At 38.1% G+C, this 24,323-nt stretch carries 23 protein-coding genes and 1 pseudogene; 12 read left to right on the top strand and 12 right to left on the bottom strand.

The window, feature by feature from the left end:
- Positions 1 to 6: 6 nt before the first annotated feature.
- From ACS125_RS10800 to ACS125_RS10785, 4 genes are all read right to left on the bottom strand, one after another.
- A complete protein-coding gene (locus ACS125_RS10800; protein WP_034596275.1) occupies positions 7 to 711 on the bottom strand; it encodes a hypothetical protein in 705 nt (234 codons plus the stop codon).
- A 284-nt stretch (positions 712 to 995) separates the two neighbouring features.
- Positions 996 to 2,291 (bottom strand): serine hydrolase domain-containing protein, encoded by a 1,296-nt coding sequence (locus ACS125_RS10795; RefSeq protein WP_443272035.1) that lies wholly within the window; start codon positions 2,289 to 2,291, stop codon positions 996 to 998.
- A 12-nt stretch (positions 2,292 to 2,303) separates the two neighbouring features.
- Positions 2,304 to 3,470 (bottom strand): carbohydrate porin, encoded by a 1,167-nt coding sequence (locus ACS125_RS10790; RefSeq protein ID WP_004793297.1) that lies wholly within the window; start codon positions 3,468 to 3,470, stop codon positions 2,304 to 2,306.
- Positions 3,471 to 3,737: 267 nt separating this feature from the next.
- Positions 3,738 to 4,289: a TetR/AcrR family transcriptional regulator gene (locus ACS125_RS10785; RefSeq protein ID WP_443272032.1), complete on the bottom strand. Its 552-nt coding sequence runs from the start codon at positions 4,287 to 4,289 to the stop codon at positions 3,738 to 3,740.
- A gap of 687 nt (positions 4,290 to 4,976) precedes the next feature.
- Between ACS125_RS10785 and ACS125_RS10780 the strand changes: the two genes are divergently transcribed.
- A complete protein-coding gene (locus ACS125_RS10780) occupies positions 4,977 to 5,735 on the top strand; it encodes an HD domain-containing protein (protein WP_443272030.1) in 759 nt (252 codons plus the stop codon).
- Between the two features lie 63 nt (positions 5,736 to 5,798).
- Here the strand turns inward: ACS125_RS10780 and ACS125_RS10775 are convergent, their stop codons facing one another.
- The gene (locus ACS125_RS10775) at positions 5,799 to 6,398 is read right to left on the bottom strand and encodes a TetR/AcrR family transcriptional regulator (RefSeq protein WP_443272028.1); all 600 of its coding nucleotides are present in this window, start codon (positions 6,396 to 6,398) and stop codon (positions 5,799 to 5,801) included.
- Between the two features lie 180 nt (positions 6,399 to 6,578).
- Between ACS125_RS10775 and ACS125_RS10770 the strand changes: the two genes are divergently transcribed.
- From ACS125_RS10770 to ACS125_RS10760, 3 genes are read left to right on the top strand one after another with little or no spacing between them, the layout of a single operon-like run.
- The gene (locus tag ACS125_RS10770) at positions 6,579 to 7,631 is read left to right on the top strand and encodes a sugar phosphate isomerase/epimerase family protein (RefSeq protein WP_443272026.1); all 1,053 of its coding nucleotides are present in this window, start codon (positions 6,579 to 6,581) and stop codon (positions 7,629 to 7,631) included.
- A 21-nt stretch (positions 7,632 to 7,652) separates the two neighbouring features.
- The gene (locus ACS125_RS10765; RefSeq protein ID WP_443272024.1) at positions 7,653 to 8,552 is read left to right on the top strand and encodes an alpha/beta fold hydrolase; all 900 of its coding nucleotides are present in this window, start codon (positions 7,653 to 7,655) and stop codon (positions 8,550 to 8,552) included.
- Positions 8,536 to 9,450: an alpha/beta hydrolase gene (locus tag ACS125_RS10760; RefSeq protein ID WP_443272021.1), complete on the top strand. Its 915-nt coding sequence runs from the start codon at positions 8,536 to 8,538 to the stop codon at positions 9,448 to 9,450. The genes ACS125_RS10765 and ACS125_RS10760 overlap by 17 nt, the downstream gene beginning before the upstream one ends.
- 142 nt (positions 9,451 to 9,592) lie before the next feature.
- Here the strand turns inward: ACS125_RS10760 and ACS125_RS10755 are convergent, their stop codons facing one another.
- Positions 9,593 to 10,966: a putative bifunctional diguanylate cyclase/phosphodiesterase gene (locus ACS125_RS10755; protein ID WP_443272018.1), complete on the bottom strand. Its 1,374-nt coding sequence runs from the start codon at positions 10,964 to 10,966 to the stop codon at positions 9,593 to 9,595.
- A gap of 367 nt (positions 10,967 to 11,333) precedes the next feature.
- Between ACS125_RS10755 and ACS125_RS10750 the strand changes: the two genes are divergently transcribed.
- The 4 genes and pseudogenes from ACS125_RS10750 (at position 11,334) to ACS125_RS10735 (ending at position 16,280) form a co-directional block, all read left to right on the top strand.
- Positions 11,334 to 11,840 carry a sigma-70 family RNA polymerase sigma factor gene (locus tag ACS125_RS10750; protein WP_443272016.1) on the top strand — a complete coding sequence of 169 codons (507 nt, stop codon included), beginning with the start codon at positions 11,334 to 11,336 and terminating at the stop codon, positions 11,838 to 11,840.
- 30 nt (positions 11,841 to 11,870) lie between these two features.
- Positions 11,871 to 12,837: pseudogene (locus ACS125_RS10745) on the top strand (FecR domain-containing protein).
- A gap of 58 nt (positions 12,838 to 12,895) precedes the next feature.
- A complete protein-coding gene (locus ACS125_RS10740; protein WP_443272014.1) occupies positions 12,896 to 15,427 on the top strand; it encodes a TonB-dependent siderophore receptor in 2,532 nt (843 codons plus the stop codon).
- 154 nt (positions 15,428 to 15,581) lie between these two features.
- Positions 15,582 to 16,280 carry a DUF1826 domain-containing protein gene (locus ACS125_RS10735; RefSeq protein ID WP_443272012.1) on the top strand — a complete coding sequence of 233 codons (699 nt, stop codon included), beginning with the start codon at positions 15,582 to 15,584 and terminating at the stop codon, positions 16,278 to 16,280.
- A gap of 78 nt (positions 16,281 to 16,358) precedes the next feature.
- Here ACS125_RS10735 and ACS125_RS10730 read toward each other — a convergent pair whose 3' ends face one another.
- Together ACS125_RS10730 and ACS125_RS10725 are read right to left on the bottom strand one after the other, a co-directional pair.
- Entirely contained in the window at positions 16,359 to 16,781 is a 423-nt protein-coding gene (locus tag ACS125_RS10730) for an MAPEG family protein (protein ID WP_443272010.1), read from the bottom strand.
- Between the two features lie 95 nt (positions 16,782 to 16,876).
- A complete protein-coding gene (locus ACS125_RS10725; protein WP_312822888.1) occupies positions 16,877 to 17,347 on the bottom strand; it encodes a spore coat U domain-containing protein in 471 nt (156 codons plus the stop codon).
- A gap of 516 nt (positions 17,348 to 17,863) precedes the next feature.
- Between ACS125_RS10725 and ACS125_RS10720 the strand changes: the two genes are divergently transcribed.
- Complete coding sequence (locus tag ACS125_RS10720; RefSeq protein WP_004793326.1) at positions 17,864 to 18,301, top strand: DUF2147 domain-containing protein; 438 nt, start codon at positions 17,864 to 17,866, stop codon at positions 18,299 to 18,301.
- 193 nt (positions 18,302 to 18,494) lie between these two features.
- Here ACS125_RS10720 and ACS125_RS10715 read toward each other — a convergent pair whose 3' ends face one another.
- A complete protein-coding gene (locus tag ACS125_RS10715) occupies positions 18,495 to 18,893 on the bottom strand; it encodes a winged helix-turn-helix transcriptional regulator (RefSeq protein WP_443272007.1) in 399 nt (132 codons plus the stop codon).
- Between the two features lie 109 nt (positions 18,894 to 19,002).
- On the opposite strand from ACS125_RS10715, the gene ACS125_RS10710 reads away from it, so the two are divergent.
- The 3 genes from ACS125_RS10710 to ACS125_RS10700 are packed head-to-tail and all read left to right on the top strand — an operon-like array spanning position 19,003 to position 20,928.
- Positions 19,003 to 19,620 (top strand): FMN-dependent NADH-azoreductase, encoded by a 618-nt coding sequence (locus ACS125_RS10710; RefSeq protein WP_443272005.1) that lies wholly within the window; start codon positions 19,003 to 19,005, stop codon positions 19,618 to 19,620.
- 2 nt (positions 19,621 to 19,622) lie between these two features.
- Positions 19,623 to 20,267, top strand: coding sequence for an NAD(P)-dependent oxidoreductase (locus ACS125_RS10705; protein WP_443272003.1), 645 nt, complete (start codon positions 19,623 to 19,625; stop codon positions 20,265 to 20,267).
- Positions 20,268 to 20,280: 13 nt separating this feature from the next.
- On the top strand, positions 20,281 to 20,928 hold the full coding sequence (locus ACS125_RS10700; protein WP_443272001.1) for a DsbA family oxidoreductase: 648 nt from the start codon (positions 20,281 to 20,283) through the stop codon (positions 20,926 to 20,928).
- Between the two features lie 226 nt (positions 20,929 to 21,154).
- On the opposite strand, the gene ACS125_RS10695 is transcribed toward ACS125_RS10700, so the two are convergent.
- The 3 genes from ACS125_RS10695 to ACS125_RS10685 all read right to left on the bottom strand — a co-directional run bounded on the left by ACS125_RS10695 (position 21,155) and on the right by ACS125_RS10685 (position 24,300).
- Entirely contained in the window at positions 21,155 to 21,538 is a 384-nt protein-coding gene (locus ACS125_RS10695; RefSeq protein WP_000064100.1) for a carboxymuconolactone decarboxylase family protein, read from the bottom strand.
- Positions 21,535 to 22,992 (bottom strand): NAD-dependent succinate-semialdehyde dehydrogenase, encoded by a 1,458-nt coding sequence (locus tag ACS125_RS10690; RefSeq protein ID WP_443271997.1) that lies wholly within the window; start codon positions 22,990 to 22,992, stop codon positions 21,535 to 21,537. The genes ACS125_RS10695 and ACS125_RS10690 overlap by 4 nt, the downstream gene beginning before the upstream one ends.
- 138 nt (positions 22,993 to 23,130) lie before the next feature.
- The gene (locus ACS125_RS10685; protein WP_336003191.1) at positions 23,131 to 24,300 is read right to left on the bottom strand and encodes a hypothetical protein; all 1,170 of its coding nucleotides are present in this window, start codon (positions 24,298 to 24,300) and stop codon (positions 23,131 to 23,133) included.
- Positions 24,301 to 24,323 lie beyond the last annotated feature (23 nt).

Here is a 24,323-nt window from a genome sequence, read left to right as displayed (position 1 = left end):
AAGTTATTAAGGCAAAAATGGCTTTGTTAGAAATACAAATCCGACAGAGAAAAAAGCATTATCGTGATGAGACATTTGATTGCCATAACTTGCATTTAATTGCACAAGATCCTTATAGATCATGTATTTAAAACCTGCTTGATAAAAGGCGTTATTTCGGTCATTACCATATACTTCGGTAGTTAGCGTTAATGGATTGGCAAGTTGTATTTCGGTACCAATCCCCCATGTGGTCTGGTTTTTATGGGTAGTATTTTCACGTAACCAGCCAATATTGGTATGGATTAAAAATTTATCATCCAACATAGAAACACTTAATGGAACATTAACCGTCCAATCTTTTTTTGAAGAATCTTTAGTATTGATTTGAGTTCCAAAAGAAAAACCGATTCCCCAATCATTAGTCTCTAAGGGTTTTAATAAGGTTTTACCTTGAAAAGTTGCATAACTGACGTGCTCAGTATCATCGTTTACTCTTCCCACACCTACAGCCAATTCAAAATTTCCACCAAAATTACAAGCTGGCATCGCCCAATATTCTTTGCTGTCAGAATTATGCTGCATCCAAGTTTCAAGTTGGCAGGTTTTTGGAGAAACAAGAGCCGCATCGTCAACAACCATTGGTCGTCCACTATGGCTAGCGTTAGATAAGGCGAATAAACATAAACCAGAAATAAGTGAGCGTTTCTTTAAAGTAAATAACACTGGCATCACTCCCATAAGTTATGGAGCACATGCAAGTACTGCAACCCGTCATGAGTAAATCATGGGTTAATAATAGAAATGAAAAGATGAAAATAAAAAACCTCTTCTTGTATCCACAAAAAGAGGTCTGTCAGGACTTCAGTGGATACTTAGACTATTACCGATCGACTAGCGTCACTCGAGCAAGTACTCACATTGAAGCTCCTAAAAATTAGTTGGGCGGATTCTAAAATTACCTTTGTTAAATATCAAGTTAAAATTTAATGACAGTCTAATCCATAGAAAATCATTTATTTTTGCTGGGTAAGATGCTGAGTTACCGCATTAAAAAATAAACTTTTTTCATTATCAAGTTGAGCAGAAGGCATTGCAGTTTCCCATGTACTCCATTGCATCATTACAATCTTGTCTTTAGGGTTAATAGCGAGCATCTGCCCAAAAATACCCAGTCCCCAGAAAGTTGCATCAGAATTTTGAGTCGTTAATGGTGAACCTTTTTTGGCATGTGAATTCCACCATTGAAAACCATATATCCCGTTTGGATAGTTTTCAGATACCGAACCTTTCGCCTGATTCCATTCAGTTGCTTGCGCTGTCCAACCTTCAGGTAGCATTTTGTCGCCATTAGCAACACGCCCGTCATTCAATATAAATTGTCCGAAACGTGCGTAATCACGCAAAGTTGCATTAAACCCATGGCCACCCATATCAACTTGATTGCGGGTATACGACTGCCAAACACCTTCTCGCTCCATACCTACCCGTTTCCAGACATTGTCCTCGAGATATTTAGCAATATTTTCATGGGTTGCAGCTTCTAAGACTTTACCCACCAGATATGCACCACCCGTGCTATATGACCATACCGTTCCTGGTTCATATTTAGATTTCAAATTTTTCACATTTTTATAGACACAAGCATCTGGATCCTTAGCTGCTTCACAATAGGTCATTTTTGCAAAATCTGAATTTGGATCTTTATAGTTTTCATTCCATTCAACACCTGAGGTGTGTTGTAACAGTTGTTTTAATGACACTTTTTCCCAAGCAGTTCCTTTCAAATCAGGTAAATATTGAATGATTGGATCATCTACTGATTTGATTTTACCTTGTTGAATAGCGACTCCTATCAGTGTTGCCACAATAGATTTTGCGACTGAACGAGAAGTCCATAGAGTTGTCTTATTATTGCCTTGGCCGTAGTATTCATAAGCAACTTTGCCATCTTTTAATACTATTAGACCTGCCACACTTTGGCTTTTTAAGTAATCATTTAAATTATAGTTTTTCCCGTCTACCGAATAATGAATATCCTTATTTTTTATACTGTTCTTTAATTTTGGTAGTTCAAGCACGTTTTTCTTATCAGGATGAAAAACACTGCCATCATAACTACGGAAGGTATTTCGAAAGCCAACCACCCTTTGTTGTTGTGTCCATGTCAACATATCATGTGGATCAGGTAATTTTTTATCAACTGTGGTTGGACAGTCTGTTAGTTCAAGCTGCTGACAACTATATTCAGCGCAAGCGACACTACTGACGAATAGACCTGTGAATAGCAGGCTCATTTTTGTAATCTTCATCTCTTTTTTCCCTTAGTAGAGCTTAATTTGAGTGACTAAACCCACAATCACATTGCTATTGAAGGTTTTTCCTGTAGAACGGTAGTAGTTATCTGGGTTCCAGATGTATTGTACGAATGGGCTTAAAGTTAAACGTTTGTAATTAATATCGGTATCTAAAGAAAGAAAAGAGGTTGTTTTATTATCATTACCATTAATTTTTTGAGTCATTAAAACATAATCATCATTGAGCTGAGACTGACCAAACTTCACACCTAAATGATTCTTACCTTGATTAATTTTATAGCTTAGCCCAAGTTCCCAATAGTTTTTATAAGGTTGGTTTTTCTCATCAATATATGAGTAAGCACCAAATACAGTTGGAATATTCTGATTACTAAAATCATGATTAAATCTAAAATTTAAACCATCTGTACCATCATATTTTTCTTGTGTATATGCATTCCGATATTCAGAGTTATTATAAAAATATAATAACTCTGCTTTACTATTTTTGTCTTTATATCCCACCCCATATACTTGGGTGTAACCTAGTTGGTGATGAAAGGAGAAATCTAATCCTTTCTTCTTATAAACATAATCATCTGTGTTTACTTCAAAAATTCCTGCATGCATGTAGATATTTTCTGAAAAATTATATTTGGTGTAGCCGCCCCAATACGCATAGTTAGTAGGCAATGAACCCATTGCCCCTTTAATCGGGTCAGTACATAACAGAATATTTTGACAGTTGTTATAGAGGAAATATCTTCTTAGGTTAGTACGCCCAACAGAAGTATATAATGTCTTATCATTCCAATACTTATCCCAAGTAAGTAAACTGAGTTGGGATGAAGCCAAATCATTGGCAGCAATTGCTCCTCCGACATAACTTCCAACTCCCCCAAACCAGTTGTTTGAGGTATTTAGCTGTGCATCATCATTTAAACCATTAAATACATATTGTGCTTTTAAAACACCTAAATCATAATTTTCATTCGCCAATTTAATTTCAGTATTTAGAAATAAACCTGCTGAGTTAGTAAAATTATCATCTACCGCACTTTCTTGGCTATACATGGCTAAATCAATAAAATTTGCCGTGAACTTAAAATTGTCTTTTAGGGTAACTTCTGCATTTGCACTTATGCTATATAAAAGCACGAGTGTACCTATACATCCTTGTTTAGATATATACATAGAATCCTTTCCTTTAAATATAATTAATCATCTTTTTAGCTTTATGTTTTTATAATTAAAAACTTAGTAAGATGATTATTTTTAGCTCAGCTCAAAATTTATTTAGCTGGATCATTTTAGGCTTACTCACCCATTTCAACCTTATTTGATAAATCTGATTTCAACATAATTATATTGTTCCGACTTGTGCATTAATGACATTAATCTTGTCTAAAAATGACATAACATGCTCCAACACTTAGGCTATTAAATAATCAAAAAAAATTATTAAAATCCGAACAAAAAACAATCCACCATACTCTCCTGCTCGATTGCCGTATTCGAGCCTAAAAGCTGAATAATTGCGCCTTCAATCAGATATAAAAATAGCTTTGCATCCTGAAAAGTGGCATCGGTTGTGAGTGTTCTAAGCTGGCTATAAATTTCATTGATGAGCCATGTTCTGTACTTAACTGCGGTTTGATAGGCTTTGGGATAAGTCAGTTTTATTTCAAAAATGGCTTTAAATAATAAATAGTAAGGCCCCTCTAAATCGGTGTGTAAGAAATAAAGTTTCTTTAATTGATCAATCACGTTCGTGTGGTTTACGTGCTCAGCAATTGAAATTACTTTTTCTTTTATACGTTCTTTTTGCACAATTAAGCAGATTTCAATAAATCGTTCTTTAGAATGAAAATAGTTATAAAAAGTCGCTTTCGGAATGTTTGACTCTTTCACAATTCGGTCGATTCCAATCGTATGAAATCCGTGATGGTGAAATAAATCAATCGACTTGTTGATGACTTGTATGGCACGTGTTGGGAGAGCTAAATTTGGCATCTTTTTACCGTTATAAATTCTTGTTTTTCAAATTGAGATACTTTTTTGGGAGAAAAAAGGCATAGCAAAGCCCGTAAAGACTGTGCGTGGCACATCTCAAGTTTTATTGTTAGTTAAGTTTTTAGACGAAATGATTTAAAGCCTGAAAACCTTACGGCGATCAAACTGCTTTAAAAGTTTAAGTAGTGTCGTTATAGCTTTTGGCAAAGGCTGCCAAGAAATAATGGATGTGCAAAGCCAACTCCTTTTTATTGGGAGTTCTGCCAAAACATTAGAATTATGGTGGCAGAACGAAAGAGGGTTCGCAGACTGGTCACACAACCAGCACACCCGAGGGTGTCCCTCTCCCGTCCTACCGCTACGGGAGGGAACGAGATGCGCGCACAAAAATATTCCTCAGAGAAATAATCCTGATGCGGGTGTGAATCGGTCTGCGACAACCGACTGGCAATGTAGGCCAGCAGGCAAAGGATAGTGCCCAACCTTTTTACAGTCAAGCACACAAAATGCCATTTGTTTTAAATTAGATCATTAAAAAGCAAGGATAAATAATTAAAATTTATTGTTAAATTGGGGTTTATAAAATGCCTATCAATCAAAGCCCTATCGATGTCTTAAAAGAGAAAGCTTGCAAAAAAACATCTATGGCAATATTTTAGAGTAATTACTCTAAAATGAGATCTAATAATGAAAAATAAAAGAGTTGGCTCGTATCACTGGATGCAAGCTACCAATGGTCAGCTCAGCTTCAAAGACAAAATTAAGTTAATTCAAAAAATTATGCTGCCAAGTGTTATGGCCTCTCTAAAAATAAATTACTTTCGGTTCAAAACTTCGGATGATTTTGATATCGATCAGATCGTAATACCAGATACTCAAATGGTTAAAGTCGCGCTTGATGAACTAGAGGCTAAAACAAATATATCTATCTACAATCATTCATGGCGCACTTATTTCTGGGGGGCTGCTTTAGGCAATATACAAAAACGGCAATTTGATGATGAGTCACTTTTAATAGCCTCACTTTTTCATGATATTGGATTAACTGAGCAACATATTCATATTAAAGGTTGTCACTGTTTTACCTATGAGAGTGCTAAACAATTTGAGCAAAAGGCTAAAGAACATAGCTTCGATGAGAAAAAAAGTGAAGTTATTAAAGATGCTATCTGCTTACATATGAACGGCTATATAGACCATTCTGACCCAGCAGAAATTACGCTATTGCAGCAAGGTGCATCCTGTGATGTGATTAGCGACGGTCTATATAAACTCCCCCTATCTTTTCAAAAGGAAATTTTAGAAAAATATCCTAGAAAACAATTTAATAAAGAATTTATCGAGCTTATTAATTTAGAAATGAAGAATGTACCAAATTCTCGAACGAGTTTATTAAGTAGTCTTGGCTTACCCCTCATGATTAATTCAAATTTATTTAAAGAGTGAATTTGATTAGAGCTATTAATCATAAAAAAAATCTCTTAAGACTTTGCTTGAAACATCAATTGATTAAACACTTACAACATATTGCTCTAGATTTTTTAATGCAAAATGAATCACTTGAGAAAGCTCTTCTTTGGAATATCCATCTCTTGCTTGAACAGATAGCCCGTGGAGAACAAGTGCGTAGTATTTACCCAACGTTTCGGGGTCTGCATCTGCAACCAATTGACCATCTGATTTTGCTTGAATAAATCTTTCAACCAGACTTTGGCCCCGTGCAATACGCTGTGCTTTCATCCAGTCTAAAACAGCTTGATTTTCTTCGCCTAGCACACTCGCTGCCGACACGACCATGCACCCATAGGAATGGTTGGTTTGCGTGTAAAGCGCTAGCGCATCTTGAAATAATTGGTTTATTGCATCCTTAATATTTTTTTGCTTTAAAGCGTTTAGCGCGAAATTACCTTCGTTCTTTTCATAGTGATTTATGGCCTCTCTAAACAAGGCCTCTTTTGAGCCAAACGCTTTATAAATTCGAGCTGAGGCAATCCCCAAAACTTCAACTAAATCTGACATGGATGTGCCTTCATAGCCGTGAAGCCAGAAAAAATCTCTCGCTTTTACGAGGGCTTCTTCTCGATCAAACTCTCTTGGTCTGCCAGCCATAATGACCCTTCATCAAATTTAGTACGTCTTTTCATTATTATTCGAAAAAAATATTTTCACAAATAAATCAATGAGATTTATTCAAAATACTCTCGTTTTGTTTTGATTTTCAAATAAAAAGTTGTTTTTATCAAAAATTAAGCCTATTGTTTGTCGATCGACAACTAATTAGGTTTTATTATGAAAACCATCAAAGGTCCAAGTATTCATCTTGCTCAATTTAGTGATGATGTTTTCCCTTTTAACCGTCTAGAAGATATTGCTGCTTGGGTAGCAAACCAAGGCTTTGAAGCTGTACAACTCCCTGCTTGGGATAAGCGTTTATTTGATGTCAATTTGGCAGCAGAAAGCCAAGATTATTGCGATGAAATCTTAGGTACTTTAAGCAATCATGGCTTAAAAATTAGTGAGTTAACGACTCATATTTTTGGGCAGTTAATGGCTGTGCATCCTGCTTATGACTCAATGTGCGATAACTTTGCCCCATCTCATTTGCATGGTAATTCAGTAGCTAGAACCGAGTGGGCAAAACAACAAATGCTCGCTTCAATTCAGGCATCTGCCCGCTTAGGTCTTAAAGATATGGGGACATTTTCAGGCTCGCTAGCATGGCCTTATGTATTTCCATTTCCTCAAAGACCGTCAGGGCTCATCGAAACGGCGTTTGATGAATTAGCACGTCGTTGGCTTCCGATTTTGAATGCTTGTGATGAACAAGACGTCAACCTTTGCTACGAAATTCACCCCGGTGAAGATTTGCATGATGGCATTACATTTGAAATGTTTTTAGAGCGGACTCACAACCATCCACGTTGCCATATTCTTTTTGACCCAAGCCATTTTGTTTTGCAACAACTGAACTATGTGGAATATCTTGATATCTATAAAGATTTCATTCGCATGTTTCATGTTAAAGATGCCGAATTTAATCCAACGGGCCGCCAAGGAATGTATAGCGGCTATCAAAGCTGGGGAAATCGAGCGGCTCGATTCCGTTCTACGGGTGATGGTCAAGTTGACTTTAAAACGATTTTTTCAAAGTTAGCACATTACGACTACGAAGGCTGGGCCACATTAGAGTGGGAATGTTGCCTCAAAAATAAGGACGATGGCGCACGCGAAGGTGCCGAGTTCATTAAGCAAAATATTATTCATGTCACCGATAAAGTTTTTGATGACTTTGCTGCGGCTCCTGTAAATCAGACTCAAATTAATCAGTTATTAGGGATTTAAGGAACCGTAAGAGAACTCAACATGAAAACTCACCAATCCAATGAAAACTCACATAACGCATTCGATCATCATTACATTCACATCGAAAGCAAAAAATTACACTATGTGACCTTAGGGGAAGGTCCAGCGGTATTACTAATTCCAGGCTGGCCGCAAACATGGTACGCATGGCACAAAGTCATGATTGAACTGGCGAAACAGGGTTATCAAGCCATCGCTGTTGATTTACCCGGAACAGGAAATTCAGCTCCACTGGATGGAAGTTACGATACGGGGCGTATCGCCAAAATTTTATCGATGCTCATGACTCAACTTGAATATCCAACTTATTCGGTTGTTGGTCACGACATTGGCATGTGGGTTGCCTATGCCCTTGCATCTGATTTTCCTGAATCAGTGACTCGTCTTGCGGTCACAGAGGCTGTGATTCCCGGTTTAGCCCCCGCACCTCCTATTTTTGTTGAACCAAGTGAAAACATTTTTCTTTGGCATTTCATGTTTAATCAGACCCAAGACCTACCCGAAGCTTTAATTACAGGCCGTGAAGATACTTATTTAAATTATATGTTTGATAAATGGTCATGGCACAGAGATAAAGTTGCGACTGAAACTTATATTGAAGCCTATAAAATTCCGGGTCGTTTAACGGCTGGGTTTAATTATTACCGCTCTATTCCAGAAACCATCCGTCAAAATAAAATCAGAGAAACTAAAAGTTTAGACATGCCAGTTTTAGCCATAGGCGCTGAACATGCCACAGATAATGCGCCTTATGAAACCATGAAAAAGGTTTCATCGCATTTAAACAGCGCGATTGTCAAAGACTGCGGTCATTTCATTATGGAAGAACAGTCCGAAATATTTAGCTCACTCATTTTAGATTTCTTGCAGCAGGAAAAAAGCGATGCCTCTACTTGCTGAAATTGAAAGCTGGCTTAAATCTAAACCAGCCCCACAAGGTGCAAACTCGTTACAAGCGTTAAGAGAACACGTAAATAAAGACATTATTGATCAGCAAGGTATTCAGCATGATGCAAGCTATCAACAAAGTTTTAATGTTGAGGTTTCAGATGGTGCCGAAATTGAAGTGCGTGTTTATGTTCCCTATTCACTCGAAAATACTGAGCAACGGCCTGCTTTAGTTTTTGCTCATGGTGGAGGCTGGTGTCTGGGAAGTTTAGATGCATGGGACCGCTCGTGTCGGTTATTAGCAGAATCCACTCAACTGGTTGTGTTTTCTGTGGACTATCGATTGGCTCCAGAGTTTAAGTTCCCAACACCTTTGAATGATTTTTTTACGGCATTCCGTTATATCAGCGAAAATGCTTCACTGTTTGGAATTGATCCAAACCGTATTGCTGTAGGTGGAGATAGTGCGGGCGCAAACATAGCTGCGGCCACATGTCTAATGGCAAAACAATACCCAGAAATTAAGGTGAGCCATCAACTTCTTTTCTACCCTGCTTTAGATGCAACAATGAGTAGTAATTCTTATCGCCAATACGCTGAAGGTTATGGTTTGGACTCATCCACCATGGATTATTGCTGGGATCAATATGGGCAGGATGAAAATGAAAAACAGAATGAATTTGTAAGTCCGTTACTCGCTCAGTCTTTGGATGGACTGCCAAATGCAACCATTTTTGTTTGTGAATATGATCCTGTTCGGGATGATGGCGAAAGATATGCTCAAAAACTGTGGGATGCAGGTATTCAAGTAAACTTTCATTTGTTAGAAGGAATGATTCACGGCGCGATTCACATGCTGGCAATTAGCCCCGAAAAGGTAAAATCGATCTATCGTAAAATTCACATGTAGATAGATTCGTTTTTATTATTGAAACATATTAATTAGTTAGGCCACTCTTTAAAATTTTTTAATTACTCTTTTGGAGTGGCCTAGTTTACTTTTAAGTATGGATGTTGGTTACTATGAATTCTTATTGAAATTGCTCTTTTGCCTATTTTTTGAAATAGGCAATCTGTTTTAAGAAGTCATTTAACGGCATCGGACATCCCCATAAATAGCCTTGAAACTCAGTGCATCCATTATTTTTAAAAGCACTAAATTGTTCAGTCGTTTCGATACCTTCTACTAACACTCGAAGGTTCAAATCTAGTCCAATTTTAATAATGCCAGTTACGAGTTTATTACTACGTTTATCATCCAAAGCTGCCTGCACAAAGCTACGATCAATTTTGATTTGGCTGATGGGCATTTTTTGTAAATAGCTTAAAGATGAATAACCTGTACCAAAATCATCAAGGGAAAGCTGAATTCCATTTTTTGACAGGAAATGCATTTTTTCGATCAAGCTTACACAATTATTTAAAGCAATATTTTCAGTGATTTCTAAAATGAGCCGCGATGGATTTATCTGATATTTTTGAACCATTCCAATTACGGCTTGCTCAAAGGTAGCTTGCATAAAATGATCAGCACTAATGTTGATGGAAAGCGTAAGATCTTTGGTCTCGGCTTTTTTGCTCCACTCTTGTAAAACTTTGCAGCCTTGAGCTAACACCCACTCCCCAATCTCTGGCATTAATCCAAAAGTTTCGGCTGCTGGAATGAAATCTTTTGTAGGCACATAACCTAAAGTAGGATGTTGCCATCTTAATAAAGCTTCTGCGCCAATCAAAGTTTCAGATGAATTAATTTGTGGCTGATAAAAAAGCTCAAATTGTTGTTTAGCAAGAGCTAAGCGTAAGTCTTTCACCATGCTGTTTTCTATTTGTATCTCTAATTGCATGGTATAAATTGAAATACAAATCATGAGTGTAGCCACACAAGTCGCAATCCATCCGCCATGATCGCGAATATCTTCAGATAGCGGTATAGCACTCTCAAGATTAAAAGAGGTTCCACTAAAAAATATAAAACACCCAATCGACAATAAAATTAAAATGAATTGTAAATAGCTTGGGTCTCTGCGGTAATTCAAATACCCCAATATCGCTCCAGCAGGTAAAAATAAATGAGCTACCTGCGGACGATCAACGGTAGCTATATCAAAAAATAGGCAAAACACCACTGGAAAAACCAGCAGTACGACTTGTGAAAGAAGAATACCCGCTGAAATTCGATTTATATAAATAAGAAAAAGGCTAAATATGGAGATCACTGTAAAAAAGATATCCATGTAAACAATCAACCACATTTGTGCAAATGCAAAATATATGGTCCAGAACAAGCAAAAAATGATGCAAATAAAGATATTTGCTTTGGCTGCAATTGTAAGCTGCTGGTCCTTTACGCTGCGGTAATTTTTCTTGTGTTTTTTAAAATAAGACGAAGCGAACATAAATAAATCAACCATAAAATGTTTTTTCATAGACCCCCATCTGGATCATTGATACCCCACTTCAAGATTCACCAATAAAACAAAATGTTTTATTCCTTGTTATTTATACGACTCATCTTGAGACTGTTGTTGTTTTATCGTGGTGGTATAGTTTGGTTGTTTAATTGAACGATGTTGCTTATCAAACTCCTTATAATTTTAAAGGATCATCCCCTAACGATACATGCCTCTGCGACTAAGGTACAGGCCCTAAATAGCCAAAAATTAAAGCATCAAATTTTTTAGAATATATAGTTTTGCAATATTGATATTAATAATAATTATCATTACTATTTAAGAATAATTTAACTGTGTGTTTAATTGTGCTACTCATTGCCAATTTGTGGACTCCGCTGCTATGAACCTCAATGTAGAGAAACAGGTATGGTTTAGCCAAATTTACCGTTCTCAGCAAACTACGCTTTTATCATGGTTTAAACACAAACTTCAGCACCATCATCAATCTGAAGACTTGAGTCAGGAAGTGTTTTATCGTGCTTTAAAAAGTGAATATTGTTTTCAAAAAATTAAGGAACCACAGGCATGGCTTATGGGGATCGCCAAACATGTCATTATTGACCATTGGCGCCGTCAGCATATTGAAAATCTCTACCTAGATGCTCTACAGCATCTTCCAGAAGAATATTATCCTTCTGCTGAACATGAAGTTTATATTCAAGAAACCTTATATCAGGTTCATTTAATATTAGAAAAACTACCCACCCGCACGGCTCAGGTCTTTTTGATGTCTCAACTAGACGGCATGACTTATCGAGAAATTAGTGAAAAAATGAATATTTCTGAAGCCACTGTAAAAAGAGATATGAAACACGCTTTTTTGGCTTGTATAGACCTCTATAATTAATCCCTTTCAACGCGCTCAAATTTCTACTGTATGTCAGCTATTAATAAAATTCCTCCTCATGTTTTAGATGCAGCCGCAGACTGGTTGGTACTCCTACATTCGGGTGAAATGACAGCATTACAGCAACAACAATTTGAGCAGTGGAAAGCCGAAAAAAAAGAACACCAGCTAGCACTCCAGCAAATGGAAAAATTTAGCCACGGTTTATCAAACCTCGCAGGTAACTTCCCTTCCGAAGCTTTAGTTCAGTCTAATCAAAAATTTAATCTTGCTGCAAAACGCAATATGCTGTTGAGCCTTTCAGGTTTAGTCATCGTTGGCTTGTCTGCCTATTTCATACCTTGGGAAAAATGGCAGTCGGACTATCACACCAAAGTGGGTGAAATTAAAAAAGTATCGTTAAAGGATGGTTCTCAACTGATTATGGCAAGTGATTGCTATGTCGATGTAAATTTCACGCAAGAGAAACGTCAGATAAAGCTGATTGATGGAGAAATTTATATTGAAACGGCAAAGGATGTTCAACATCGGCCATTTATTGTCGAAACCAAGAATGGTTCAGTAGAAGCCTTAGGTACTCAATTTACGGTTCGCCAAGAAAATAGCGAACAAACCAAAGTCAAAGTCTATAAACATGCGGTAGCCATTGAGCCAGAGAACGCTTCTAAACGCCAAATATTAAAACAAGGTCAGCGTGCTTTTTTTGATGAAAAATATATTTCAAAAGCTCTTCCTCTCGATAACGATCAGCCCTATTGGACCCAACAACTTTTGGTTGTAGATCAATGGCCACTTCAAAAAGTGCTGGATGAGCTATTCCGTTATAAAAAAGGAACCTATCATCTCGCCCCAGAATTAAAAACTCTAAAAGTTTCTGGCGTATTTTCTCTAAAGAACCCTGAGCAAAGCTTAGAAACTTTGGCCTATAGTCATCAACTTGAGCTGACGTATTACAGTCCCTATTTGTTAAATATTAAAAAAAGATAAAAAAATGTGACCCTTTTTTTGATCTGGTTCGACTTATAGAGAAATACACTCCCTGTCGAGAAGACCACATGAAGGATTATCAAGCAAAAAGTAAATTGGCTTTGGCTATACGTGCAGTGCTATGGAGTACGCCATTGGTGGTCACGGCGCTTACCTCAACGTCTATTTACGCTGCACAAACTTACAGTATTTCAATTCGCCAGAACACGCTTGATCAGGCCATTAAACAACTGGCGATTCAAACAGGTACAACCATTAGCTACGATAATACCAGTCTTTCAAAAACAAAAAGCAAAGCGCTTCAAGGGAATTACGCTGTTGAAGATGCTTTAAGTCTGTTATTACAAAACCATCCATTTGAAGCCGTTAAAGTAAACAACGGTGGTTATAGCATCCGAGCGAAGGCTCCACCCGCTCCAATTGAACCCAAAGTTTTCCAGTTAGAAGCCATTAAAACAAAAGCAAATAATAACAATAAATTTGATACGGCAGGCAGTGAAATAGGTACGGCTCATTTAGCAACGATTCATGTTAATGCTGATCATGGCGAAAACCTAACAACCGAAGGTTCTGGCTTATATACAGCGAAAGCGACCACCGCCTCTACGGGCTTAGCGTTAAGTTTGAAAGAAACACCTCAGCTGGTCAGTGTCATCACCAATCAACAAATGAAAGATCAGAATCTGACCCAATTAACCGATGTTGTAAATCAAGCAGCAGGACTCTCTATTAAACAAGGCGGGAATATTGGTAGTGATAATTCGCCTATTTACGCTCGCGGCAAAGAAGTAGATAGCTATTTACTCGATGGCGTAAAGCTCATGAGTTCATATGCAAGTATTTTCCAGAGTCAGGACATGGCTTTATTTGATCGTGTCGAAGTCGTGCGAGGTGCAAATGGCTTAATGACAGGTGCTGGCAGTGCAAGCGCAAGTATTAATCTGGTCCGAAAAAAACCATTACAGGACTTTAAGGCTTCGGTGAGTGCTGACATTGGTTCATGGGATTCTTATCGTACCGATATTGATGTTTCCACACCTCTTAATGAATCAGGAAGTATTCGTGGTCGTACTCTTTTTGCCTACCAAAAGTCAAACTCTTATATCGACCGCTACAACGAAGAACGTAAAGTTGCTTATGCAGTCGTAGAAGCTGATTTAACTGAACAAACCAAAGCAAGTTTGGGTGCAAGTTACCAACAACTCGATTTGACTGGTGTCGCTAGAGGTGGTTTACCAAGCTTTTATACAGATGGCACACCGATTAACTGGTCCCGTTCAGATTCAGCGGCAGCGAGTTGGACGGGTTCAGACCGTTCAACGACATCTTACTTTGCTGATATTGAACACCAGTTTAATGACCGCTGGAAATTAAAAGGTATGGTGTCTAGAACCATTACAGATTCGGATGAAATTGTAGGTTATACCTTCTCAAGTAAAGGAATCGATAAAGCTACTGGTAGCGGGGCAATGTTGTATGCAACCCGTTGGGACTATCGCCCTACTCAAGACTTGTTCAATTTAACTTTGAATGGTTCATTTGATTTGTTTAATCAAACTCATGACGTGGTGTTAGGCACAACTTACACAAAAAGTAAAAATAAACGTCCAACCTATTCGGGCTGGAATAACGGAATGACATGGGATGGAACTCTAAAAAATATTTTTGCTTGGGATGGTAGTACACCTAACCGCCCCGAAACAAAAATAGATGGTTGGTACAGTGGAGATGATCGTAGCCAATCTATTTTTGGTGCTGTTCGCCTTAAAGCAACCAACAATCTTGCAGTCATTTTAGGCACTCGAATTGAAGACTGGGAACGTGTAACAGGCAACCATTCAAATGCTGATAATAAGACCACCTACACAACACAAGAAGAAAGTGGCAAGGTGATTCCTTATGTAGGTATTACCTATGATTTCACTGACAACTGGACTGCTTACGCAAGCTACACCAATATTTTTTCACCACAAGATAAGAAAGCTGTTACAGGCGAATACATAGACCCATTAATGGGTAATAGTACCGAGCTGGGTATTAAGGGTGAGTTTTTTGATAATCAATTAAATGTTGGTGCTGCTATTTATGAAACTAAAGAGGACAATACAGCGATTGCATTAGCCGATGTATTTGCCCCAGATGGTTCACAAGCCTATCGAACAGAATCTGGCACCAAAAGCCGCGGCTTTGAAATTGAAGCGACAGGTAAGTTGACTGATTTATGGCAAGTTTCCACAAGCTTTAGCCGTAACTTATCAAAAGATAGCCAAGACAACCGTTTAAATACCGGCGTGCCAAATAACACAGCCAAACTGTTTACCACCTACACCCTGCCTTATCTTGATGAAGCCCTCACCATTGGTGGTGGTGTTCGTTGGCAAAGCGAAATTTATGAAAAAAATGCAGTCTCTGCAGCAGGTAGATTTACTCAAGAAAGTTACGCTTTAGTCGACTTAATGGCACGTTATAAGGTCAACAATAATCTAATGCTCAACTTTAATGTGAATAACTTATTTAATGAGAAATACCATTTAGCCACCACAAATAGCTATTACGGTGCTCCGACTAATTTTCGAGTAGGTGTGAAATATGAGTGGTAAATAAATTACTCGACTTTTAAAGACCTTACTTCAGAGGCAAATAATGTTCTTCTGAAGTAAGTCTAAGCTGGCTTAATAAATTGCAAGGGAATATTTTTTGGCTAAGCTCAGGCTATAATATTAGACATGCTCTATTATTTTATTTAATTCTCCTATGAAGAATGCGTTTTCTGACAGCAAACAAATTAGACAAGTGTCTAGTTTCCCTGAACTTGTAAATACAAAGTTTCAAGGAGAAACAAATGCGATTTGCTGGCACAGAAATTTGGTTGGCGACTTTAAAGAAATTGTGAATAAGCTTCAGTTAAAAGAAAATATTACAGAAGTTTCTGTTGAAAACCTTTTAGCGCTACAACTTTCTGAAAAAGGCAATCTGGCAAGAAAAACTATTTTAGAGGATATCGAGCAGTTAACTGATTTCGGCGCATCGCCAGTACTTAACTTGCTTAAACATTATGAACGCGATGAAGAGCTAGATTTCATTTCAACAGATGTATATTCATTTCATGTTGATCGCTCGCCCATTGAAACCGATACATTCTTATGTACCTATCACGGCGCTGCCAGTGATATTGTTTCCAATGATCAGGTTGAACAAAAAGTTTTAATTCCAGAAATTAGAGAAAAGCTCAAAGATTTACATGATGGCCCTGATGGTGAATTTGAAGCTTTCTTGGCAGAGTATTTTTTTGATTTGCATTATCAGCCTAAACCCGCTGCTCAACCTGTAAATTTAGGCACCGGCCATATTTGGCGTTTGGCCGTAGATCATCCCACTCAAAAGGTTTTGCCTTGTGTTCATCGAGCGCCTGTTGAAAAAGATGGCGAATATCGATTGCTTTTGATTTGTTAAATTTTTTGATGTTTTCAAACTATGATAGCTAATATGTTTTCTTATCAGCAAACGTCGCATTTTCAGATATAAATAACCCTAAATAACCCTATATATGATCTGACTCGCCATAATAAATAAACAAAGTATTCCCACACTATATGAAATTGTGCGCCATGGCTGCATAGAAGTTAGATATGTCAAAGTATGAGTGACTCTAGAAAATGTAAAAATAAAAAATAACCACTTTGTGATGGTGAAATCGGTATTTAAAAAAATGCATAAAGCACCCAATACCCAGAAAATTGGAATATTTTCTAAATCATTCAGCCAAGCCTGTTGGGCTCTAGCCACTTGTGGTAGCTCAGCAGAATATGCTGGTACCTTTAAAAATCCAGCATCTTCTATATTCTTAAAAGCCTTATTTTTAATTCTGTAATATCCTTGATATGCAGATATTCCAAACATTTTTACAAATAGTAAAACCGTACATAATGCGTAAAAATCTACAAGACTATTCATTTATTTCTCTTAGGAAAAAATTATAATTTATATATCTATATAATTTTTATCACATTATTAATCAAATAAATACTCCTTGAGTAATCTATCTACTGTTAATAGACGACATTCACACGAACCCAATCTTCATATTTTGTTGCCTGAACATTGGTACTCGATGTAATTATCCCATGAATCGGAATATTTTCTTTCATCCCTGTGGCAATTCTTGAATGTAGTTTATCTGCGGCCCCTCCCCAAATTTGAGTATGACCAGCATCTTGATACAGTACATATGCAACAGATGCTGTGCTTGCAGCAGATTTAAGTTCAAAGTTATTGTCTGAAGTTACCGCCACTTGATACGGTGTATTTTGGGTGCATTGAACAGATATATTGGTTGCTGCCCCAGCAACTGGCTGAGAACGAACCACTGAACCAAAATCCAAGTTTCCTTGTGTTGAAACATCACATGTTTCAATAATTGTTAAACTAACCCTTAATGATGTAGATGTATTTCCAGCATCTGCGCTAGTTATTATCAGCATTCCCATAAGAGAAAATAAAGTAGATTTAAGGACTTTCATTTCTTCTCCTTATATTTTCGTTCTAATGTCTATTCATCTTTATATTATGATTTTTCTGTTTCTCTTAAAGAAACAGTTTCAGGATTGTTTAGTTATAAGACTTAATATTGCTCACTGTCAATCGACACTAATCACATGATTTGAATGTTATTTTTTGAATTTGTGATGTATTACACGCAATCTAAATAATTTAAAAATTAGTTGATGTTTTTGTTTCTCTTATACATATATTTTGTCATCATTTATTACAATATATGTCTGCTTACTCACCCCATACTTTTAAAACTCTTAACAATTTATAATCTAATAATCAGCCTTTAATATCTTATTTAATAATTCTGTCCTTTCTCGCAATTGCATAAATAAATTGATCAAAATAATATCCCCACAAATAGATTATAACTTTACATATTGTTTAGCTTATAGATTCAATATTAAGAAAACTGTGAAGTTAAATTTAAAATTAATAATTTAGACCTTTAAAACCATCCATTTTTAATTTGAGAAATAATTGATATGAAAAAATATTTACTCTTACTTTTACTTAGCTTTTATTCGATTCATTCATTTGCTTCGGACAAACTACATGGCAGTGTTTGGAAAACTATTGATGATGCAACCAATCAACCAAGAGCACTGGTAAGATTTAGTGAAGATAAAAATGGTAATCTGTCTGCGAATATTGAAAAAATACTTGTTCCGGCTGAAGCCAACAAATGTACGATGTGTGAAGGTACCTACAAAAACAAATCTTTAATTGGTTTAACCATCGTCAAAAATTTAAAAAGTGTCGGTCAAAATAAATATGACAAAGGATCTATCCTCGACCCACAGTCAGATAAGACTTATAAATTTAGTGTAACCGTATCACCAGATGGCGAAAAACTTATCGCTCGTGGATACATTGGTATCTCTGCAATTGGCCGAAACCAAACGTGGTATCGAATTAAATAAATTTGAAGTCTTTAAAAGCTTTTATCTATAAATTGCATGGTTTTTTTGAAGTCATCGCTTAGCTCAAAAGCCATGTAATTTTCTAAAAGTCTTGGTTTGAATAAGAGAGAGCTAATTCATTAATTAAAGACCAATACATAAATAATGAGCTTCAACAGCGCAAAATTAAAAAATACTTTAAGTTCTTATAAATTTAATCAGTATCCGACTTTTCATCAAAGCGTTCATGCGCTTCTTTAATGGCGAGTTGATTGTTATCCGCCCAAGACACTAATGCCATGACAGGCACCAATAATGTTTGGCCCAATTCAGTCAACTCATAATCGACTCGGGGAGGAATGGTTGGATACATTGTTCGGCTCACCAATCCGTCACGCTCAAGCCCTCGTAAAGTTAAGGTCAACATTCGTTGGGAAATGCCATCGATACCCCGTCTTAACTCATTGAAACGCATCGTACCTTTAGCAAGCGACGCTATAATGTAAAGACTCCATTTATCTCCAATTCGATCCAGAATTTCTCGGGTCGCGCGGCAGCCATTTATATTCGGGTCTGGCATCTCATCAGGAAAATTGGTGTGACTCAGTAACATGAATGTGCCTTCTTGTGAAGATTGAACAGTGAATATACCATGAATAGTATCAATTAGTAATTCAGTAATTATTAGTTACCTAGTCATTATTTTAACCTTAGGATCTATCATGAGTAATATTCTTTTAATCACATCTAGTCCGCGCGGTGCTGACAGTCTATCCACCCGATTTGCAACCGAAATTGCCGAAGGTATTCAGGCTCGCTCTGGCGGTACGCTAACGGTACGTGACCTCGCCGCGAATCCACCGCCACATATTACCCTAGCCTATATTCAAGGCCGTGTTATGGCATCAGATGATCGAACACCAGAGCAAACAAAAGCAGTAGCAATCGCTCAAGAGTTAGTTGATGAATTAAAGGCTGCTGACGTAGTTGTGCTTGGTTCGGGAATGATTAACTTTGGCCCTTCTTCACAACTCAAAGCTTGGTTTGATCACGTCACTTGGCCGCGCGTTACCTTTGGCTATGGCGATAATGGACCAAAAGGGTTGCTGACTGGCAAAAAGGTTTATCTCGTTACCGCTGCGGGTGGTGTGTTCTCGGAAGGTGTTTGGGCACAGTTCGATTTTCAAACCAACTATCTGCTGCACATGCTCGGATTTATTGGCGTAACCGACGTTGAAGTAATACGTGTTGAAGGCACTGTTTCTGGCCCCGACGCAGCTAAAACTGCCATTGAAATCACGGAGAAAGCCGTACAGACCATTTTGGCGGGAGCAGTATGATCATGAAAACTATTGCATTGTTCGGTGCGACTGGCCCGACTGGAAAGCACATTATCGAAGAAGCTTTAAAGCAAGGCTACTCACTATCCGTCTATACACGTGACGCCAAAAAACTCGAATCGTTCGCAGGACGAGTAAAAATTATTGTCGGCGACTTGAGTGACCAAGATGCGATTGCAAAGTGCATCAATGATGCCGATGTGGTGATTAGTGCCCTTGGCCCCAACGCTCTCAAAGTGCAAGGCGATAAACCCGTTATGCACGGTTTAGCCAATATCATCGCTGCGATGCATCACGCAGGCGTGCGCCGCCTTATTCAGATTTCGACCGCTGCCTATCGTGATCCGAAGGATAGCTTTGTCTTCAAAGCGCATGCGTTCGCCTTACTGTTTAAAGTGATCGCACGCAAAGGGTTTGAGGATATCAAAGCGACTGGCGAATTGATTGCCAATTCGGACTTGGACTGGACACTGGTACGTATTCCAAATCTTAAAGATGGCCCTAGTGACGGCAATGTGACTGTGGGTTGGTATGGAAAAACCAACCTCGGCTCTAAGCTCTCTAGAGGTAATCTTGCTAAGTTTTTAGTCAATCAAATTGTAGATAAAGCTTTTGTTCGAGCTGCACCTGCTATTGCAGATCGTTGATGAGGACGCCCGTATGTTGCAAATAGATCTTTACACTGAAATTAGCTGCCCGTGGTGTCTTATTGGTCAATATCGACTCAATAAAGTTTTGAGAGAACGGTTTCCAACGCTTGTCACCAATATTCGGCATCACCCTGTCCTATTACTCTCCCATGTACCCGTGACTGGTCTATATATTCCAGATTTACTCAAAAAGAGATATGGGGTAACTAACCCAAAGTCTTCATTTGCAAGAGTTGAAACTGAAGCACTTAAATCTGGGTTAGAGCTGGATCTTAGCCGTCAACTTTATACCTATCCCACTCAAGCAGCTCATGCACTGATCATGGCAGCAAGTGAAAAAGGCACTCAGCATAAACTCGCAGTCGCTATTACTGAGGCATATTTCCTAGGTGCACAGAATATTGCTGATGTGAATATTCTGGCCAATGTTGCTCTCTCTTACGGGTTTGAACACGATGAGGCCATTTCAATTGCCACTGATCCAGAATGCTATGCACGCGTAGCACACGAGGCTGAGAACTCGATGTTGCAAGGTGTGCGTTCGGTTCCACACTTTATTTTTGCTGAACAATTTGAAATTAATGGCGGAAGAAGTGAGGATGAAATCGCTTTTACCATAGAGAAAGCTCTCCTGAAAAACCAGACATCCGTTAGCTAAAAAGACATTTAATTATGAATCTACTCAACTTTCCAATAATTCATCCACACCACACTCTCACCCAACATGAGGTGTGATTAAAGTAAAAGAATTGTCCAAATTAATGGATAAAGTAGATCGCATAATTAAGCCATTAACACCACTCATATAGCGTAGGCATCGAGCTTCCTTGAAACTGCGATGCAACACTTGAACAAGGCCTTTTTATAATATTCAAACCGAAAGTTTATTGCTCAGATTCAAACTCTTTGATTGCTTCTTTAGCAATACGAAAGCTATCTACAGCAGCAGGCACGCCACAGTAAATGGCTACCTGTAAAAGCACTTCACGAATTTTCTCTTTAGGTACGCCATTTCGAAGTGCACCTTTAACATGTAGTTTTAATTCATGTGGACGATTTAAAGCCGAAATCATTGCCAAGTTAATTAAACTGCGCTCAGGCTTACTTAACTCTTCACGTCCCCAAACAGCTCCCCAGCAATATTCAGTCACTAGCTCTTGAAGAGGTAGATTAAATTCATCGGCATTATTAATTGAATTATTTACATATTCTTCACCAAGAACTTGTTTACGGATTGCTAAACCCTTTTCAAATTTTTCATTACTCATATATTCAATCCTCCAAACAAGGTGTATTTAATTTCCAGATAATCTTCAATACCGTATTTAGAACCTTCACGCCCCAAACCAGACTGTTTAATTCCACCAAAAGGCGCAACTTCATTTGAAATAAGGCCTTTATTAATTCCGACCATGCCGTACTCAAGCTGTTCACTCATTCGCCAAGCACGGCCTAAATCTTTGGTATAACAATATGCGGCTAAACCAAATTCAGTTGCGTTTGCCATTTCTACCGCTTGTTGCTCGTTTTCAAATTTAAATACGGCTGCTAGTGGGCCAAATGTTTCTTGGGTTGCAACGTCCATATCTGCGGTAACATCTGCAATCAGTGTCGGTTCAAAAAATAACTCACCCGCTGTATGCTTTTTACCACCAATCACAAGACGACCATTTTTATCTAAAGCATCTTGAATATGTGCTTCAACTTTTTTCACCGCATTGGCATTAATTAATGGCCCAATGTCATGCCCTGCTTCTAATCCATTACCAATATTAAAGTTTTGAATTTTTTGGCTTAAGGCATCAATAAATTTTTCATAAATGCCAGCCTGCACCAAGAATCGATTAACACAGACACAGGTTTGCCCTGCATTTCTAAATTTGGCAATGAGTGCTCCCTCAATTGCTGCATCTAAATCGGCATCATCAAATACAATAAACGGCGCATTGCCACCCAACTCTAAGGAAACTTTTTTCAAGGTTTTTGCTGAACGCTCAAGCAACATTTTGCCGACGGGTGTTGAACCGGTAAAAGTAAACTTGCGTACAACATCACTTTCAAAAATCGCGTCACCAATATGAACTGCGTCGCCCGTAATCACACTAAAAATTTCAGCAGGCACTCCAGCTTGTACAGCTAAGTCGACTAAAGCCAAAGCAGTAAAAGGCGTTTCAGGTGCTGGTTTTACAATACAAGGACAACCTGCCGCCAAGGCTGGAGCCACTTTGCGCGTAATCATGGCAGCGGGGAAATTCCACGGCGTAATGGCTGCAACGACACCAATAGACTGTTTATTTACAACAATACGAGCATCGGGATATGGGCTTGGAATAATATCGCCATACACTCGTTTTGCTTCTTCGGCAAACCATTCAATAAAACTTGCAGCATATAAAATTTCACCTTTGGCTTCGGCTAAAGGTTTCCCTTGCTCACTTGTTAAAATAAAAGCCAAGTCATCTGCGTTCGAAATGATTAAATCGAACCATTTTTTTAAAATAATTGATCGATCTTTTGCTGTTTTATTTTTCCATAGCGGCCAAGCTTCTTTGGCAGCTTCAATGGCACGCTCGGCTTCAGCCTTGCCCATATTGGGGACAGTACCAATCACTTCTAATGTCGCCGGATTTAAAATTTCGGATGTTTGTTGATGGTCTGCATCGCACCACTTTCCAGCAACAAAGGCTTGCTGACGAAATAAAGCGAGTTCATTAAGCTGCATGATCATTATCCTGTTGAGATCTTCTGCATTGATAGTGAAGCGATAGATAAATTAAATAGCTCACCATCAACTTTGTATTATGGCATACCAAAAATTAATTTAAAAAAATTTTCGGCATGCCCGAATGTTTAAATGTTTTTAGAAATAATAAAACAGCGTTAAGTTAAGCAACTTATTCCACTGGTTATCATCCCCTTGTGCCAGTGAATCTTGAGTCCCACCAATGAACGGGTCATTTTTACTCATGATGTATTCAGCCACCAAAGATAGCTGTTTATGGTCAATAGACACACCAATAATATTACGGATCGAATCTTTCATATTGTCCTGATCTTTATCGTACTGACTGTACATAAAGTACGGCGTAATATTTCCGATCTGCTTAACATTTTTGAAAGAGTAGCCCACATCTGCGGTATAGAACGTTCCTTTGTTCGCGACATAATATTCAGTGTCGTAAGAACCCATGAGTGACTGATTAGGATTAAGCTGATCCTGATTAGTTACGTCATTTTTACCACCAGTAAGGGTTACATTGAAATTGCCATAATTGGCTTTACCAAAAAGTGCCCACGCATGACGACGGCCATCACTCGAAGCGGCTTTATTTTCAATATCCGATGTCCAATATGAGCCACCGAGCTGTGTGGTTAAACCATTAATTCCAAGATTTACATCTTGAGTCACTCGGCCTACCCACATGTTCTTTTCTTGCAAATCGGTTTTATTCGGATCGTCTGAACTCACGTAGTTTGCAGTATAGCGACCTGAATCTTGGGTAGAACCTGTGTAGTTTCCACCATCTACCGCAAAATACCCCACATCAAATTTGGTTGCTGTCGGCAATTCAAAATGATAATTCAAACCAAGATTATGAACATCTTCTAAACCTGCTGTTGTGCTCATACTTCCATATAGGCTATTGCCCCAGAAACGGCCCGGCCCAAATGGAATTGGCTGAACACCTGCCACCACCTGATCTGTTTTATTTAATTTGTATCCTACATAACCATCAACCAACGTAGAAAAATCACATAGACGGTCATATTGATAACAACGATATTCCGCATGACCAAATAACGGTCCACGCTCGTAGTCCAGTTTTAACTGCGCAGCATCAAAACGAATTTTTTGATCAGAAGCAGATTCTCCATAGTGTTTATCTTGATAGTTAGCGCGAACATAGCCTGATACGGTGAGCTTACCGTATTCACCATCGGTATCTCCAAAACTTACACCTGCGTAACTTGGATAGATTACGGCCATCAATGCTGCGCTTAGAGCCGCTTGTAAATAGCTTTTTTTCATTGTGAGATTCCTTTCACTACAAT

The organism is Acinetobacter sp. PFS20, from assembly GCF_052261015.1.
Classification (GTDB): Bacteria; Pseudomonadota; Gammaproteobacteria; order Pseudomonadales; family Moraxellaceae; genus Acinetobacter.
Note: the sequence above shows the minus strand (reverse complement) of the source record. Positions and strands in the feature narration are given on the sequence as shown.